This is a genomic window from Photobacterium angustum (assembly GCF_002954615.1).
Lineage (GTDB): Bacteria > Pseudomonadota > Gammaproteobacteria > Enterobacterales > Vibrionaceae > Photobacterium > Photobacterium angustum_A.
In genome coordinates this window covers 1374587-1391943 of sequence record NZ_MSCJ01000001.1, presented here as the reverse complement: position 1 = coordinate 1391943, position 17357 = coordinate 1374587, and the positions used below count along the sequence as shown (strand labels likewise).

Here is a 17357-nt window from a genome sequence, read left to right as displayed (position 1 = left end):
ATGAAATTATGATAAATACTAGGTTAAGCGTACCATCCTCGTTACTATAAGTGTGCCTGTAATCAATAATAAAGAAGGTTAACGTGTTAAAAGCTATTTTTCTCGATATGGATGAAACCTTGTGTGCAACGTCTTTAGCTGACAAACATGCCGCGAATGAACTGAAATTATATGTCAGTAATTTGTACCCACAATTAAATGCAGACATGTTTTTAGATCGCTATATTGCTGGAGTATATAAAAAACTCAATGATGAGTTACCAGAATTATTGCCACTATTAACCGATGAACTTTATTTCCGTCAGAACCTTATTCTTCTTTTATTTAAAGAGCAGGGCATTGAGTTGTCTTTTGAAGAAGCCGTTGCTATTCAAGCATGCTTTGATCAATCACGTATGGCTAACTTTGACTTTTTCCCTCAGATGAAAGAAACGCTGGTGGTATTGCGCAAGTCATACCAATTGGTTGTTATTACCAATGGTCCTGTTTTTTCACAACATCCAAAGTTAGCAACAACAGAAATGCAGCAATATGTTGATCATATTATTGTAGGTGGGGAAGAGCCTGAGGAAAAGCCAGCATTAAGTATTTTTGAAAAAGCACTAGACTTGGTGAACTGTAAACCTGAAGAAGTTATCCATATGGGAGATTCACTAGCGGCAGATATAGCCGGTGCTAAAAATGCAGGCATTAAGAGTATATGGGTCGATACCAAAAAAGATAGCGACCATCAGCAATTAGCGATTATTAAACCTGACTATATTGTTACTAACCCTGTTGATATTCAAGCCATTGTTGCGAAATTGGTTTAGGCAATAACGAAAAAACGCCACAGATTTTGTGGCGTTTTTCTATTTTTGTTAATGATTTACAGGTGTATGTTCGTCGTTACGTGTTTTCCATAGCGATGCGCCGATAGCGATGGAAATAGTAAGAATTATTACACACAGTGATACCGCTGTTGGAATAGCCCAAGCAGTACCTACTAAAAGCATCTTCAAGCCAATAAAGCTTAGAATAAACGCTAAGGCTACACGTAGGTAGCAGAAGCGGGTCAGCATACCTTCTAGTACGAAATACAGTGAACGTAAACCTAATAATGCAAATACATTAGCTGTAAACACCAAGAAAGGCTCACGAGTTACCGCAAAGATCGCAGGAATAGAATCGAGTGCAAACATGACATCGGTAAGAGCGATCACTGCAACTACAACAAGTAATGGTGTAGCTAACCAACCATGTTCCCCTTTAACGAACATTTTATGGTCGTGATAATCATCAGTGACTTTAAAGAAGCGTTTTACAATACGCACAGGTAACGCATCTGAGAAATCTTCTTGTTCTTCCTCATCTTCTTTCCAGAGTTTGAAACCAGTATAAAGAAGGAAAACGGCAAAGATGTACATAACCCAATGGAAGTCATCCAATAGTTGAGCACCGACTGCGATCATACCGCCACGTAAAATAAGCGCACCGACAACGCCGAGCATTAATACGCGCGGACGTAAACGCTCTGGTACCATAAATTGGCCAAAAATTAGTGCGAAAACAAATAAGTTATCAACACTTAATGATTTTTCTAACAAGTAGCCCGTGACAAAAGCGGTTGCTGCTTTTGAATTGCTGTAGGTACTCTCTGGTGCCATCAACTGCCAATTGAAGTAGATAAATACCGCAAATAAGAAGGCGAGAAAAACCCAGAATACACTCCAGATAGCTGCTTTCTTGATGGAAACCTTACCACCACGTGTTTGATATAAATCCAACGCAAACATTAACACTGTTAATACAGCGAACCCTTCATAGCTAAAAAGGCTCATAGAGTCTCTCCTAAAAATCGACCTTAAAGCGATAACGTATTGCTATTTTATAAACTCAATAATAAATATAAGTTTTTTATAAGTATAAAGTTATATGCCTATATAAAAGGCAATATAATTTGGCAACAATATGTTATCGCATAAAGATTAAAAACGCGGAAGGCAGGGTAAAAGGGTGTTTCACAATCAACCTTACGCGCATTAAAAACCCAAACCTCTGAGTGCTTGAGTATGACTGCACTAATATGTGCAAGCGATAATGGCATTGGTCTCGTCAAAATGGTGCATGAATAATAATGCAAATCCATTCACGGCTGCCGGAAGTGTAAACTTCGAGATGACGACAGACGAACAATTGTGACTACTCCCCAAAACAAGGCGATTTTAATCTTGTATTGACAAATTTTCCAGTCGTTTTTCAAAATGATCACCATATAAAGCAGTTATATAATGATACGGCGTTTTTATAGGTAAGATTGGGATCTTAAATGTATTGATTGATTGTCATTATCAATAATCTGATAAAATGACTAAAGATATTTTTTTGTATTAAACGAGTAGGGAGGAGAGAGATTGCAATTAAAGAATAAATGGTTATGTAACATGCATAATCGTAATTTTGTAGTGATAATAAAAGGTTTTATATTGTTAAATATTTGTTTTTAATGTGTTTTTTATAATGTTAAATCAATTTTTTGATGTGATATTGCTCACAAATACAATTTGGATGACTTAGTTTGTTATTAAAGTAGTCGTATAGTCATAGCGACACTCAGTTAATGATAGAAGATGTTATGTTTCTACCTAAGGATAGTTATGGAAACAATGTTGAATACATCAGAAAAAGAGCAAATCATATTTGATTATACGCATTTCCTTTCACTTCTTTGCAATCAAAAATGGACATTTATTGATGTTGTAAAAAATATCATTCCATCTTTCGAGTTAAATATTAAAAAAGGCGTATATTCACAAATAAGCCCCGCAGAAAAGTTACATCAACAGGCGTTGAAAGTATTATCAAGTAGTGCCAGTGATACACAGAATATTATTCGATTATTACTATTATCACGAAATGAAGACATAAAAAGTATTTTGTTATTATTACCTTTTGCATTAGAAGAAGAACAATTAAGAAAAATAGAAAAAAAAGGAAAGTGTAAATTAGAAAAAGAAAACGGAAATAGTGAAAGGTTACTCATTACCTTATTGTGAAATAATATATAAAGAAGGTGTTGCTAGGCACCTTCTTTATATGTGTTTGTTATTAAAATTACCAGAATAACCAAGTAAACATTGTTAGAAATGCAATACACAATATATTGAGATAAATACCTACGCGCATCATTTCTTGTTGTTTTATATAGCCTGTACTAAATACAATCGCATTAGGTGGTGTCGCAACAGGCAGCATAAAGGCACAAGAAGCAGCGATAGCAATAAGTGCTGATAATACAACAGGTGATACCCCTAATGCTTCTGCAACGGTGGCAAATACTGGGATTAACAGTGCAGCACTGGCTGTATTACTTGCAAACTCTGTGAGAAAAACAACAAAGATAGCAACAACTAAAATAGTAAGGAATAAACCTGCTTGGTTTAAAAACGTACTTAATTCTTGTGCTAAGAAGACACTTGTTCCTGTGGCTTTTAGTATATTGCTCAAACAGATACCGCCACCAAATAGAATAAGTACACCCCAGTCTGTTGATTTTTGAATATCTTTCCAGCTAACGACTCGTGAAACACATAATAATACGATGGCGCTTAAGGCTACAAGCGTGTCAAATTTAGCGAACCCACCTAAAAATGCGTTAATTGGTTTGCTGAAAATCCAACAGCTAACCGTTAAAAGGAAGATCGCTAAAGTAAGAAATTTTCCTTTTGTCCAAGATACAGGTGTGTGGTCAATATCAAAGGTATGATTTAAATTTGGTTTAAGAAGAACATATAATAGGCCGACGGTTAGCGGTAGCAAGAAAAGAGCCACTGGTACACCAAAGTACATCCATTCGGTAAAGTTTAATCCCGCCTCTGCTGCTGCTATGGCATTAGGAGGACTGCCGACAATCGTGGCAATACCACCAATACTTGCACAATAAGCAATACCAAGTAGGGTAAACACATAGGTGTTATGACCTGTTTTACTGTTAACCTTATTTAATACGCCTAGAACTAATGGCAGCATCATCGCGGTTGTGGCTGTATTGCTTATCCACATTGATAGCCCAGCCGTTACACCAAATAGCATTAATACCGCGACGGACATTCTACCTTTTGCTGCTATTAATACTTTATCGGCAATGACTTGATCGAGTTGCTGTTTATGCAATGCCGCAGCTAACGCGAAGCCTCCTAGAAAGAGAAATATGATTGGATTGGAGAAATTTGCTAATGCTTGCTGAGTTTGAAAAACACCAAAGAATACGGCGAGTAAGGGAACAAGAATAGCAGTGACACTGACATGTAATGCTTCAGTTAGCCAAAGTACAGCGATAAAGCTTAATATACTAAGTCCTAATGTGACATTGGCTTCAAATGGTAGCGTGTTGAGTAGCGTAAAAAATAAAAGTATATCAGCAATGATAATTAAACTATTACGATTCAATATCCATTGTTTAATCGTGAGTGTGAGCGCTGTCATAGCGTTTCTCCAATAGCAAGAGGCCAGTAGTTAATGCATCTAGTTTCGCTGATAATATAAGGTTTGTTAGCGGTAGAATTTGAGACTTATGTATATAATCGGTTAATTTTTGGTGATAATTAAGTGTTTTTGTTGTTTATACACTATTGAAATAAAATGATATTTTACTTTCTATTCGAAATATTAAGAAAATAGAGCAACTTCATTTTTTCAATGAGCGATTACGCTTTGGAATGTATATTACTTACTGAGTTGTAAAGTTTTTAACGAGTAACAATTTGGGTGTTGATCGCAAAACACGGCCGCCAAAAGCTTCGTTGCTTATGTTAGTATATTCAACGATAAATTATTGACTTGCAAATAGACGGTAAAATGGCGGCAATATGGCTAGGATGCAGAAACAAACGAAAAGTGCAGAGTTAAATAAGAAAATTAAAGCTGACGTTCTTCATCATATGAAAGATGTAAAGCAAAGGTTTATGAAGACGATGAAAGAGAAAAGTTAAAGATAGGCTAACAGTATAAGCCAGTGAAAATCACTGGCTTTATGTTTCATTTTGAAGTGTTACTTTCTGTTGGTGTCAAATTATCTAACTGCTTTTGATTATTAATAGCAGAAGACGGCGCTGTATCTTCATTGATAACAGTAGCAGGTGCGGGTTTAATGATAGGTTCTTTAGGGCCTAGAAACTTAGGCTGAACATTCAATATAAACAGATCGCTTAATGCTTTAACGCGAGCAAGTACTTCTCTAATACGAATTTTAAGTTGTGCAGTACCGTTGGGCTCATGTACTGCCAAACATGTTGCTTTAATTTTATAACTATCAGCAATAAATAGGGCGCGTTCGCAGTGGAATTGTTGGGTAATAATTGTAAAATTATCCGTTTCAAATACTTCTTTTGCGCGGACGATAGAATCAAGCGTTCTAAACCCAGCGTAATCTAAAACAATTTTGTCGTCAGGAACACCTGCTTTTAATAAGTCTCGCTTCATCGTCCAAGGCTCATTATAAGAGCGGTGCGCATTGTCACCACTGAGCAAAAAGTAATCTATTTTACCTTGCTTATATAAATCTAATGCCGCTGTAATACGATATTCATAATATGGGTTTAGTGTCTTAGCTATATATTTACTTGTTCCAAGAACTAATCCCACAGAATGTTTGGGTACTGCAGAGATATCATGATAAATGCGATCAGATGTACGAGCTGAAACCCAACGATCAAATAACAATAATGTTGAAACAAATAAGATACAGATAACTGCAGAAATACGGATTAGATTGAGCAGTTTCATAATTATCCACGAAAGTACAAAGTTCTTAACTTATATCTTACCTTAATCATTTAATAAAATGTCTATTAATTAAGGGATAAATGTCTGCGTTTTGTCATTTTATCTTATGACTGCTGAAATAATATTCAATAATAACAAGTAAAAGAGAAGTATTACTTTCATAAAAAAAGGTGCCTGATTGGCACCTTTTTAAATTGAGTTTTAGAACGAAGTTCGTTTGTAACGACGATATTCTGATTTCCAGAAGTTAGCATCGATTTTTTCACGAATACGTTCATCGGAGTTTTTCGGTGCTTTATGTTGTTCAACTGCTTTCTTTGCAACGGCAAAAGCAATTTTACGCGAAACTTTCTGAATATCTTCTAATGGTGGAAGCAATGCGCCATCACCGTGAATAGCAAGTGGAGAACATTCAGCAAGCGCTCTGCTACTTTCCATAAGCATCTCATCGGTTACACGGCGTGCATTAATAGCCAATACACCTAAACCTATACCCGGGAAGATATAGCTATTATTACATTGTGCAATAGGGTAGGTTTTACCCTCATATATAACAGGCTCAAATGGTGAACCTGTTGCAACTAATGCGTTACCATCCGTCCAACGAATAATATCAAATGGCGTTGCTTCAACACGGCTAGTTGGGTTAGATAGTGGGAAGATAATCGGGCGCTCACAGTGCGCGTACATTTCACGGATCACTTCTTCACTAAATAGTCCTGGTACACCTGAAACACCGATCAAAATTGTCGGTTTAGCATTACGCATAACATCAAGTAAAGATATGTTGTTTTCTGTGACATCCCAATCGACTAATTGCTCTTTTTTCTGAACAAGTGCCTGTTGGAAATTAAGCAGGTTTGGCATCTTGTCGATTAATAAACCCCAACGGTCAACCATGAAAACTTGGCTGCGTGCTTGTGCATCAGAAATACCTTCAGACACCATTTGTGCAATAATTGCTTCTGCAATACCGCATCCTGCAGAGCCAGCCCCAAGGAAGGTTACACGCTGTTCAGACAGTTTAGTGCCTGCAGCCTTACATGCTGCAAGTAGAGAACCAACAGTTACCGCTGCTGTACCTTGAATATCATCATTAAAACAACATACTTTATTTTTGTAACGCTCAAGCAGTGGCATTGCATTCTTTTGCGCAAAATCTTCAAATTGAATTAATGCTTCGGGCCAACGTTGTTTAACGGCTTGAATAAACTCTTCAAGAAATGCATCGTATTCTTTACCGGAAATACGAGTATGACGCCATCCCATATACATAGGATCAGATAAACGTTGTGGGTTATTAGTACCAACATCAAGAACGACTGGGAGAGTATAAGCAGGACTAATACCACCACATGCTGTGTATAGCGATAGTTTACCAATTGGAATACCCATACCACCGATGCCTTGGTCACCTAAACCAAGAATACGTTCACCATCGGTTACTACGATAACTTTTACGTTTTGACGAGAAGCATTATTCAACATGTCTTCAATACGATCGCGGTTAGGGTAAGAGATAAACAGACCACGACCACGACGGTAAATGTTAGAGAAGTCCTCACATGCTGAGCCAACTGTTGGTGTATAAATGATTGGCATCATTTCGGTAATATGGTTTTCAACTAAACGGTAGAAAAGTGTTTCGTTAGTATCTTGGATATTACGAAGGTAGATATGCTTATCCATATCGTTTTCAAACTTACGATATTGTTGATAAGCACGTTCTGTTTGTTCTTCAATAGATTCAATAGCTTCAGGAAGAAGCCCTTCAAGGTTAAAGAACATACGTTCTTCGACAGAGAATGCACTACCTTTGTTCAGAAGAGGTGTTTCAAGTAGTGCAGGACCTGCATAGGGGATATATAAAGGTCTTTTATCGTTGTTCATGCAAATAGACTCTGTAGCTAGAAGATTAAAATTGAAAACAAGCGCGAGTTTTCAGTCGGTCACTAATGCTAGAACGTCAAAGATAAGAATACAAAGGGTATGATCACTTATTTAGCAAGTCGGGTAATATTATTTGTGAAAATGCTGTTTTTTTAACTGATTCTTTGTTTGTAACGTTTTTGGGCAAGTTAATAATGTAATTAGTTTTAAATTTGTGAACCAATATAATATTTTATAAATTTTTTCTATTGAGCAATACAGTCTCTGTCACGACTTCATACTAAATTGAATAAAATTAACCAGACATGGAGTAGAGTAACAATACATTCACGCAAGGAGGTGTGTCATGAAGTACTATTTAGCCAAGGTTTCAGTGTTAGTCGATGGTAATGTTTACTCTTCAGATGTTAAAGCAGAATCGTTTTTGGAACGTGATATGAAGGTAGCTGGGCTTCAAGAAGATCTTGGTCCTCGAGATAGTGTTGTTTCGATTGATTACTCTACGTCAAGGATTCATAGCGAAAATAAATGAGTGAAATGGATATAGCCACTTATTGATAATCAGTAAGTGGCTTTTATTTATCTATAAATTGAGCCGATCAGTAATGCCAAGGGAAGCGGCTGAAATCTTGATCGCGTTTTTCTAGGAATGCATCGCGACCTTCTTGTGCTTCTTCAGTACCGTAAGCAAGACGTGTTGCTTCACCAGCAAACAGTTGCTGACCGACTAAACCATCATCTGGAAGGTTGAAACCATATTTTAGCATGCGCATTGCTGTTGGTGATTTACTTGTGATCTCTTTACCCCAACGAAGCGCTTCTTCTTCTAGTTCAAAGTGATCAACAACCTTGTTCACCATGCCCATTTCATAGGCTTCTTGTGCGCTGTAATTAAAACCACAGAAGAAGATTTCACGGGCACGTTTTTGACCGATCATTTTAGCGAGATATGCAGAGCCGTAACCTGAATCAAATGATGCTACATCAGGATCTGTTTGCTTAAATACGGCATGTTCTTTAGACGCTAGCGTTAAATCACAAACAACGTGTAAGCTATGACCACCGCCAACAGCCCAACCCGGAACAACCGCGATAACCACTTTTGGCATAAAGCGGATCATACGTTGTACTTCTAAAATATGAAGTCGACCCATACGCGCAATGTCAGCAGTACCTGCTTCTTCGCCTTCATACTTATAGCCATCTTTACCACGAATACGTTGATCGCCACCCGATGAGAATGACCACTGGCCTTTATGAGAAGGGCCGTTACCCGTTAGTAATACACAGCCCACATCTGACCATTGACGAGCGTGATCGAGTGCAGTGAAAAGCTCATCAACTGTTTTTGGACGAAATGCATTAAGGCAATCTGGACGATTAATTGCGATACGAACAGTGCCCTGATCTTTTGCGCGATGATAAGTAATATCTTCAAAATCAAAGCCTTCAACTTCGTTCCAAAGCTCAGGATTAAATATGGTTTTCGTTGTCATGTGGCGTTGCCTCCATAAGTTGATGCTGTAAGGCTAGGGAGTTACAAAAAAAAGTCAATTTTTCGATGAAATTAGTGGCGTTTACACAAAGAAATAAAACCTAAGTGATGATGGAATAAACAATTAGGTAGATATGAATAGCAAGTTTAATGAATATTATGATTCTCACTGACAATGTAGGTAATAATTGCGAAAATAGCTTTGAATTCATTAAAGATATATTGGATATGCAGAACAATTTACCTATAGATAGCATTGAGCAACAATTTAAAGCCTTGTTACGTGATGAACATATTGTTGTTGAAGCAGAAACGGGGTCGGGTAAATCAACCCGTTTGCCACTATGGTCAGCTATTTATGGGAAAGTACTGGTGGTTGAGCCTAGACGGGTTGCTTGTACATCGCTAGCTGAATATTTATTAACAGAAGACGCAAACCCAGATCAGTTATCCGTTGGTTATGCGATTCGTTTTGAACATCACTTTGATGAAAATACGGATATTATTTACGCGACCCCCGGTGTTGCATTACGTTGGTTAAGTGAAGGTAATTTAGCTCAGTTCTCAACAATTATTATTGATGAATTTCATGAAAGACGTTGGGATACTGATCTTCTGCTTGCGTTACTCAAACAGCAACAATCTCATCGTTTAGTTATTACTTCTGCAACGATTGATAGCCAACGATTAGTTAACTATTTATCAGCACAGCACTTACAAGCTAAAGGGCGTAATTTTGCGGTGAATGTATTGCATCATGCCTCTGATAGTCGAGATATGCCCGATGTGATGAATATCGATAAGCGGATAACTAGCTTGGTTCAAACGCATATTGATAGCCACCAAGACATTTTGATCTTTTTACCCGGAAGAAAAGAGATAGCGTCAACGCAAAATGCACTAACGCAACAGTTTAGTGAGCAAATACAAGCAGGATTAATGGATATTATTCCATTACACGCTTCCGTTACCGATGATGAAAGAAAGCGGGCTCTAACACAAAGTGATAAGCAACGCATTATTGTTGCGACAAATGTGGCTGAAACCTCGGTAACTATCCCAGGGGTTACGTTGATCATTGATTCTGGTTTAGAACGTCGTACCCACCAGCGAAACGGTCGAACAGTATTATCATTACACGCTATTTCCAAAGCAAGCTCAGAGCAGCGGAAAGGGCGTGCAGGACGCGTAACGGATGGTGTTTGTATTCGCTTGTATGGTAAAGCCGCAGCGTTAGAGTTATTAACACCGCCAGAGTTGCAGCGCGAAGAGTTGGTAGAAGCCTATTTGGCTGCTTTATGTTGTAACGCAAAACTCAGCCAACTTTCGTTTATTGACCCTCTACCTGAAAAAACCTTTGTCGCAGCGCAGCAGGCTTTGTTGTCTATGGGAGCTATGACTGAAAATGAAGTTATTACTGATTATGGTCGTTGTTTATATCAACTACCTATCGATACTTTATTTGCCCACTTAATAACAGCGATGGATACCCGAGCAAATAAAGAAGCAATGGTCGATCTTGCTGCTGCATTGACTATTCCGCAACGGTTATGGCAGTCACCGCGATCAGAAGAAAATATTGAACAATTGTATCGATGGCTGGGTAATGTATTTTGTGATGCGACAGCATTAATAAAAATGGTACGCATGGATGAGTGTCCAGAATGGCTTGTGGTAGATGACAATATGCTAGCAGAAGCACGTTTGTTGTCAGTTCAAATGCGAGAGTTACTTGAACTTCCAGAGCTGTCTGTTGCTAGCCGATTTAAACGAGAGTTATGGCAAGATACTGTAATTAAGGCGGCACCTGAATTGGTTTTTCTTCGTCGAGAAAAACGTCAGCAGGCAATGAGTAACAGTATTATTGAAGTCAGTAGTGCGAAAGATTCATTAATTGATAACCCGCCGATAGATGGATCATTATCTCAAGCAGTGATCGTATTTGATCAATTTGCCTTACCAGGAAGAGGGGTTAAACAAAACCGCATTTTGGCAACGTGTAGCTCCCCCGTTACCTTGTCACAAATAAATAATGCTGAGTTAGGTGAGTTGGTTCAAGGTGATACCGTTGAACAACAGGATGGCAGTTTTAAAACGGCTGTCCAGCGGATCTATGCTGGACGGGTTATTGATACTCAATGGATTGAACCTGAAGGGCAATCAGCACGCTTTGCTATTGTCGATATGCTACTTGCAAGTGAAGTAATGCCAGATCTTGCACCTCGAATTATCTCAGATATCTCGCAGTGGAATTTATATCTCGCATTGGGTTTATATAATGCAGATTTTGTTAAACGTGCACCTGAGCCGGTTGATGCCATTGGATGGCTATCGCAACAAATTGAAGATTTAGGGATTGAACATATTGATGATCTCGAGCTCTTTGAACCTTCAGATTTTACCTTTGAGGGGATCCCTGAATGGGAACGACAGGAGTTTGATGAGCGTTACCCGCGTGAAGTTAAACTCACTGATCTTGTGATGGCTATAGAATATGATATTCACCGTAAACTTGTTGTTGCAAATTATCAGTCTGGCAACCGTAAACCAGATCCAAAACGATGGGAATTACCACGATGGCAAGGGTGGCGAGTACAATATAAAAAAGTTAGTCGAACGATTGATATTAAATAGTATGATGTAGTGTGTTGAGGTACTCAGTACTAATAATACTTCATTCGACGATGGTAATACCATCCGGTGTTGTTGGTTGAATTGAACTATAAAATAACGCATTACCGTTGTTGTTAAATAAGAGGATTAAAATTGAGTTCATCGAACTTGTTACTCTTATGACACCGTTAAAATCACCATTTAAAATAGTACCCGATACAAGTTGGCTTGCAGCGATAGGAACAATATCACCAGTATCTAGCTGATTAAAATCATGGTAAATAGCGATACTCAATGTTTCTGCTGTTTTTAAATTGATGGTGATTGCCATATCGTAAGAAGTATTGAAATCAAAATCGTCAGGAACGACTAAATCACCCCAACCATTATTTGCATCCGGTGATGCTGGTGGCGTAGGCTTTTCAGGTTCAGGTTCAGGTTCAGGTTCAGGTTCAGGTTCAGGTTCAGGTTCAGGTTCCAGTGGGGGGAGATTGACTTCATCTAATTCACGTTGCGCGTTGTTTTCATCTATTGGATCTATAGTTGGTGTAACCTGATCTGATTCTGGTTCGATAATTTTCTCAGTGTCATTACTCGTGTTGTTTGTATCACTATCAGGCGTCGTTATTGGTAATGGTTCGATGGGGAGTAGAGTCGCTTCACTACTGGATTCGTTATTTACAATCGAACTTTCAATAGTACTATTTTCTTCAGCGGTATCTTGACCGTTACAAGCAATTTGAGTAAGCAGCAAACATGCGAAAGATATTGTCAATATAGGTTTCATGGCAGAAATATAATCGGCTTATACAACACTGTTTCTAGTGAGAACTGTATAAGCCGATTTTGTCTTATTTAGTTACTAATATTAATGCCATCAGCATTTACCGGAACTACAGTTTGAAACGGTGGTATGTTTGGATCGGGATACCAAGCTTCTATTAATAAGTTCTTGAGAGTCCCAGTTGCTGCAATAACACCATTAAAATCACCATTAGCAATTTGACCTGAGATAATACGACTACCTGCTACAGGAGTAATTGAACCATCATCTGCTACGGTAAAATCACCATAAACGCTTAGACTCATTGACTCTGTGGTATCTAAGTTAATTTTAATTGGCATATCATAAGTAGTACTTAAATCAAAATTATCTGGAATAACTAGATCTTCAAATTTCGCACTACTGCCACCTGTTGCGACATCAATTATAGGAGGAGACACTGCTACTGGTGTATCTGCTGCTGCTACGTCTGTACTTGCGCCATCGCCGTCACCACCGCCGCCACCACAACCAAACAGGAGAGCAGCACTAAAAAGTGTTACATATAAACTTTTCATCATTAATACTCCTCACCATTATTCAAAGAGTTTGCTAACAACGGAATTTGCACGCAAATACCAGTCAGTGTTTGTTGAACCACCAGAAGTTGCAAATGCAGATAAATCAGGATAAGCCTCAAGAATATTGGTACCTTCACTTGGGTGATCCCAAGGAATATCAATAGCAATAGCCCATGGCACACCATTTGTATTATGGTATGTGTCACAGCTTACTCCTGGACAATCACCATCGACATAAGCTGATGTATCATCATCTGTGGCAAATAAAGCGGTATTTGCTTTGCTGGTAACATCATGATTTTTCAAATGGATTTCAATTGCACGACCATCACTGGCTCGAGTGCCGTCACCGTGATCAATTCCAGGTGTACCAAAGATGAACGGGTTAAGAGGCATACTTGGTCCACTTGCAGCTGCAACTGGAGAAGTGAATGGGATACTGGCTTCAAAGACAAATTGGTCAGTGGCATCATCGCTACAGCCTGTCCATACACGATAGTAATCACCTAATGTGCCTGAACATGTTGGTGCTGTTATTTCAGTTTTCAAATTATTACTGATAATAGCAACAGCATCTGTAGTGCCTGATTCTAGTATTTGAGTGGTATGCAATGTAGAACCGTTAACAACCAGTTTTGTGCGGTCTGAATCAACAGCACCTGTCGCAATACCATCTAATTTAACAGCAAAACCGTTGGCAAAATCAGCACCGTAAGCACGGAGACTACCGTAAATATCGTAACGAAGAATATCACCAGCGGCATCTTTTACCGTATCAACGCGGTAGTAAAGTGCAACATCATTGAAATCAAAGTCACCTGCTTGTGGCCAGTCATCTTCATACACTAAAGTGACCCAAGAACTCGATGATGGATACCAGTTATGAGTAACGGTTTGAGCATCAACAGTTACCTGATGATCTTCGACTTCACCATACGAAACACCACCATACGAGAGGGTACCTGTATCTTTAGATATACGGAAACGAGCCCATAATTGACCCGTAGCTGCATCATCCGGTACCCTAACTTTTAGTAAATAAGTCGCTGGTGTTACGCCATCACCACCTGCTAAGAGTTCATCGGTAACAGCGTGCTCGGTTGATTCATCAAATACACCATTATTATTCCAATCAATCCATGCATTCACGTAACCTGCAGCAGACCCTCCGACAGTAACTTGAATCAAGGCATCAGAACCTTGCTTAAAGTTGGCTGGGAATGAAATACCGTCTTCATCATTAGGTGTTCCATCTGCATCATCTGAGGCTGGTGATACAAGAGCATCACCTTCAGTATCAACAGCAGAGCCGAAGAAGTAGTTTACTTCTGATATGTTGTAATGACGAGCACCATTGGCTGCAAGCGTTGTTTTATAAGTATCAGGCGCATCACCGAAGTCGGTATTAGCGGCAACAATGGCAGCATTTGCACAACGCGCACCGTCATTAGTACCAGAGATTGGTCCTGAAGAGTATTGTACGGCTGTCGCTGAAATACTTGATAAGTCACTAATGTCAATTTGGAACACTAAGCCATCTTGATTACGACTTAGATATAAATAACCATTAGCATCAAAATATTGAGCACCAAACGTTGATGAGCCAGTTATCCCTGTATCACCGATTTCAAAAAAATTGGCAGATGAATCATAGTTAGTAATTTCATAAAGCTTCTTACTACTATTTTCAACAGCAAATAAACGTCCAGAACCATCAGGGTGGAAAGCCATATCGGTCAAACCAAATGAAGCATTACCTGCAGTCATTACTTGAGTAGCAACAAGCGTTGTTAGATCAACTTCATACATACCTACGCCAGATTTGTAGAGATAGTATTTATTGTTGAATACATCGCCTGTTGGAAACGTAACTGAACCAGGAAGGCCTGTTACTGCAACGGCTTCATGATCAAAGAGTTGGTTAATACGTACAACAGTTAAGTTGGTATTGTCGTAACCATAAATGTAGGAATCACTTTCGTTAAAACCAACTCCATTAACGGTAGTACTCATGGGATCTGATGCTTGATAGAACCCAGAAGATAAATCAACTTTGTAAATGGTGGATGGATTACCTTGGAATAAGAAGGCATCGCTAGGACACCCCCCATTATCCGTAAAAGCGTGGGGGATGATGCTGTAGGCCGAGCTAGAAACTAAGGCTAACGAGCATGCTAGTAAAGAGTGTCGTAAACACTTCATATCTTTGCCTCACTCAGTTAAAAATACTTATGGACATTCATTGTTTTGTTCATCATTGATAAAATGTACAAGTTTCAAGCCAACAAATATTTAATAAGGCGGTAATATCAGTGTTTATATCTATATGATTATTAATGGAAAGTTTTTTTATACTTTTCCATTGTTTGTAGCATATAGCGAACTTATAAAAATAAGTATCAATATAAAAATATAATATAGACAGGAGTGTCTATGTATTTACACCTGTATTTTTTCTAAATAAAAAGCACAAATAGCTACATGAGCCATTAGTGCCTCCATGTTAATAACTTAATAGTGTTATTAAACGATGCCTATTAAATGATTGCTTTAATTGTCTAGTAAAATATGTAAAGGTGCATAAATATTAGTATATGTTTCAGTTTGCACTCTATATATAGGATAGGTGTTGATATTAAAACTATCAAGAAAGGAGTGATAAAGAAAAGAGCTATAGTTATAGCTCTTAAATAGGTTAGCTTGCAGTATTTTTAGCGCTGATTTTGGCTTTTATAAATGCAGAATGATCTAAATATATTAAATCAGAAACTTGGCGAATGACAGCCTCTTCTTGTGGGTCTATCACACCATCAGCGTAGGCGACTTGCCACATTGCTTCAACTAATTGATAGCGTTCTGGTTGCTCAAGTGAACGTAATTTATTAGTAAAATCATAAAGAGAAACAGACGCCTCTGCTTGTCGTTGAGCTTTCTCAAGTAGTTGTTTTGAAGTGATTTCATCAACTTCAAGTAATTTCATTAGAAGTTGAATTTTAGCTTGTTCTTCTCTTGGATCCTGATCGTGGTCGGCAATAGCTACTTCACATAATAAAGAAGCCATAGCTAAATGAAGCGTTGGAGTATCTACGGCTTCATTACTATTAGGATCATTTGTCAGTTGTCGAAATAGTGTACGTAGCGATTTGAACATTATTTCCCTTATTATTTTTCCAGTTTAAGTTAATAATATTAATAATGTCTTTAATAAATCAACATTAAAAATAACAATATTGGATTACATATATGTAATTATTTTATCTATTTTAATTTTTTATATCCATTTTCTACGATAGAAAAGGATAAGTTGAAGTATTAATACAGCGAATAACAGGCTGCAGAATATATAAAATGCCCAGTGGTTTTGAGAGCCGGGAATACCTCCTAAATTAACACCCAGTAAACCGGTTAAAAAACCTAGTGGTAAAAAGATAGTGGTAATTAAAGACAGAAAATATAAACGCTGGTTTAATGCTTCAGATTGTAAGCTCATTAGTTCTTCTTGCGTCACATTAGCACGTTCACGAATAGCGTTTAAGTCATCGATAACATGGAGCAGTTTTTCATTTACTTCATGTATTTTTTGTTTGTCTGATAGTGAAAGCAGTGGAGTATCAATAGTGAGTAATTTAGCGATTGCATCACGTTGTGGAGTGACATAGCGACGTAGATAAACCGTTTCCCGTCTTAATTGTGCAATGTTATTGCGGAGGTCGTCATCACTATTATTCATAACCTGATCTTCAAGCTGGGTTAACCTGTCATCAATGGAATCAATCACTTCTATTTTATGGCTCGTTAGGTGATCGCAAAGACAGAGAATGAATGCACCAATAGTTTTTGGTCCAAAGCCGCCATTAATATGTGCCGCAACACGATCAAGTGCTCTAACCGGTCGGTCTGAAGTAGTAATAATGGTGTTGTGTTTATAGTAACCTCGAATAGAGACCATTTCTGATGGCTTGTCAGATTGATTATCAGAATCTAAATCTATTCCTCGTAATGACAAGAAAAAACCTTCTTTCGTTTGATTTAAACGAGGGCGAATACGCTGAGTAGTAAGGGCTTCTTTTTCTACATCAGGCAAATGGCTATTGTTTATCCATGCTAGTGCTTTTTCATCAGTATAGTCTAAATGGACCCACAGTAGCCCATCATTACTGCTCCAGTTATTTATTTGATCAAGTGAGAGCGGTGAAGAACCATTACTCGCATCAAGTTGATAACTATATGTAAAGCAGTTTTGCATCTGGTG

The 17357-nt window shown here is 38.1% G+C and carries 14 protein-coding genes; 4 read left to right on the top strand and 10 right to left on the bottom strand.

The genetic code is table 11. The features are described from left to right. Window positions 1–83 precede the first annotated feature (83 nt). Entirely contained in the window at window positions 84–812 is a 729-nt protein-coding gene (locus BTO08_RS06015) for an HAD family hydrolase (protein ID WP_105060304.1), read from the top strand. A 48-nt stretch (window positions 813–860) separates the two neighbouring features. Here the strand turns inward: BTO08_RS06015 and BTO08_RS06010 are convergent, their stop codons facing one another. Then, window positions 861–1820, bottom strand: coding sequence for a TerC family protein (locus BTO08_RS06010; RefSeq protein WP_105060303.1), 960 nt, complete (start codon window positions 1818–1820; stop codon window positions 861–863). Between the two features lie 816 nt (window positions 1821–2636). Between BTO08_RS06010 and BTO08_RS06005 the strand changes: the two genes are divergently transcribed. Then, window positions 2637–3035 carry a hypothetical protein gene (locus BTO08_RS06005; RefSeq protein ID WP_105060302.1) on the top strand — a complete coding sequence of 133 codons (399 nt, stop codon included), beginning with the start codon at window positions 2637–2639 and terminating at the stop codon, window positions 3033–3035. Between the two features lie 58 nt (window positions 3036–3093). On the opposite strand, the gene BTO08_RS06000 is transcribed toward BTO08_RS06005, so the two are convergent. The 3 genes from BTO08_RS06000 to BTO08_RS05990 all read right to left on the bottom strand — a co-directional run bounded on the left by BTO08_RS06000 (window position 3094) and on the right by BTO08_RS05990 (window position 7653). Next, entirely contained in the window at window positions 3094–4464 is a 1371-nt protein-coding gene (locus BTO08_RS06000; RefSeq protein ID WP_105060301.1) for an SLC13 family permease, read from the bottom strand. 552 nt (window positions 4465–5016) lie between these two features. Next, window positions 5017–5763, bottom strand: coding sequence for a SanA/YdcF family protein (locus BTO08_RS05995; RefSeq protein ID WP_105060300.1), 747 nt, complete (start codon window positions 5761–5763; stop codon window positions 5017–5019). Between the two features lie 201 nt (window positions 5764–5964). After that, window positions 5965–7653 carry an NAD-dependent malic enzyme gene (locus tag BTO08_RS05990; RefSeq protein WP_105060299.1) on the bottom strand — a complete coding sequence of 563 codons (1689 nt, stop codon included), beginning with the start codon at window positions 7651–7653 and terminating at the stop codon, window positions 5965–5967. A gap of 346 nt (window positions 7654–7999) precedes the next feature. Here BTO08_RS05990 and BTO08_RS05985 point away from each other — a divergent pair, with 346 nt between their 5' ends. Next, entirely contained in the window at window positions 8000–8185 is a 186-nt protein-coding gene (locus tag BTO08_RS05985) for a hypothetical protein (RefSeq protein WP_105060298.1), read from the top strand. A 67-nt stretch (window positions 8186–8252) separates the two neighbouring features. On the opposite strand, the gene BTO08_RS05980 is transcribed toward BTO08_RS05985, so the two are convergent. Beyond that, window positions 8253–9149, bottom strand: a complete 897-nt coding sequence (locus tag BTO08_RS05980) for a 1,4-dihydroxy-2-naphthoyl-CoA synthase (RefSeq protein ID WP_105060297.1) — start codon at window positions 9147–9149, stop codon at window positions 8253–8255. Between the two features lie 149 nt (window positions 9150–9298). Between BTO08_RS05980 and BTO08_RS05975 the strand changes: the two genes are divergently transcribed. Further along, window positions 9299–11782 carry an ATP-dependent RNA helicase gene (locus tag BTO08_RS05975; protein WP_105060296.1) on the top strand — a complete coding sequence of 828 codons (2484 nt, stop codon included), beginning with the start codon at window positions 9299–9301 and terminating at the stop codon, window positions 11780–11782. Window positions 11783–11822: 40 nt separating this feature from the next. Here the strand turns inward: BTO08_RS05975 and BTO08_RS22300 are convergent, their stop codons facing one another. From BTO08_RS22300 to BTO08_RS05945, 5 genes are all read right to left on the bottom strand, one after another. Beyond that, complete coding sequence (locus BTO08_RS22300) at window positions 11823–12536, bottom strand: hypothetical protein (RefSeq protein WP_242446238.1); 714 nt, start codon at window positions 12534–12536, stop codon at window positions 11823–11825. A gap of 80 nt (window positions 12537–12616) precedes the next feature. Next, entirely contained in the window at window positions 12617–13105 is a 489-nt protein-coding gene (locus BTO08_RS05960) for a hypothetical protein (protein ID WP_242446237.1), read from the bottom strand. A 15-nt stretch (window positions 13106–13120) separates the two neighbouring features. After that, on the bottom strand, window positions 13121–15307 hold the full coding sequence (locus BTO08_RS05955) for an LruC domain-containing protein (protein WP_105060293.1): 2187 nt from the start codon (window positions 15305–15307) through the stop codon (window positions 13121–13123). Between the two features lie 493 nt (window positions 15308–15800). After that, window positions 15801–16256: a TerB family tellurite resistance protein gene (locus BTO08_RS05950; protein ID WP_105060292.1), complete on the bottom strand. Its 456-nt coding sequence runs from the start codon at window positions 16254–16256 to the stop codon at window positions 15801–15803. Between the two features lie 120 nt (window positions 16257–16376). After that, entirely contained in the window at window positions 16377–17351 is a 975-nt protein-coding gene (locus BTO08_RS05945) for a zinc transporter ZntB (RefSeq protein ID WP_105060291.1), read from the bottom strand. Between the last annotated feature and the right edge of the window lie 6 nt (window positions 17352–17357).

Excerpts from the sequence above, each read along its gene's own strand:
- BTO08_RS05945 (WP_105060291.1), bottom strand. The coding sequence starts at position 17,351 with ATGCAAAACTGCTTTACATATAGTTATCAACTTGATGCGAGTAATGGT.
- BTO08_RS05955 (WP_105060293.1), bottom strand. The coding sequence starts at position 15,307 with ATGAAGTGTTTACGACACTCTTTACTAGCATGCTCGTTAGCCTTAGTT.
- BTO08_RS06005 (WP_105060302.1), top strand. The coding sequence starts at position 2,637 with ATGGAAACAATGTTGAATACATCAGAAAAAGAGCAAATCATATTTGAT.
- BTO08_RS06000 (WP_105060301.1), bottom strand. The coding sequence starts at position 4,464 with ATGACAGCGCTCACACTCACGATTAAACAATGGATATTGAATCGTAAT.
- BTO08_RS05975 (WP_105060296.1), top strand. The coding sequence starts at position 9,299 with ATGAATATTATGATTCTCACTGACAATGTAGGTAATAATTGCGAAAAT.
- BTO08_RS05960 (WP_242446237.1), bottom strand. The coding sequence starts at position 13,105 with ATGATGAAAAGTTTATATGTAACACTTTTTAGTGCTGCTCTCCTGTTT.
- BTO08_RS05985 (WP_105060298.1), top strand. The coding sequence starts at position 8,000 with ATGAAGTACTATTTAGCCAAGGTTTCAGTGTTAGTCGATGGTAATGTT.
- BTO08_RS05980 (WP_105060297.1), bottom strand. The coding sequence starts at position 9,149 with ATGACAACGAAAACCATATTTAATCCTGAGCTTTGGAACGAAGTTGAA.
- BTO08_RS05995 (WP_105060300.1), bottom strand. The coding sequence starts at position 5,763 with ATGAAACTGCTCAATCTAATCCGTATTTCTGCAGTTATCTGTATCTTA.
- BTO08_RS05950 (WP_105060292.1), bottom strand. The coding sequence starts at position 16,256 with ATGTTCAAATCGCTACGTACACTATTTCGACAACTGACAAATGATCCT.
- BTO08_RS05990 (WP_105060299.1), bottom strand. The coding sequence starts at position 7,653 with ATGAACAACGATAAAAGACCTTTATATATCCCCTATGCAGGTCCTGCA.
- BTO08_RS06010 (WP_105060303.1), bottom strand. The coding sequence starts at position 1,820 with ATGAGCCTTTTTAGCTATGAAGGGTTCGCTGTATTAACAGTGTTAATG.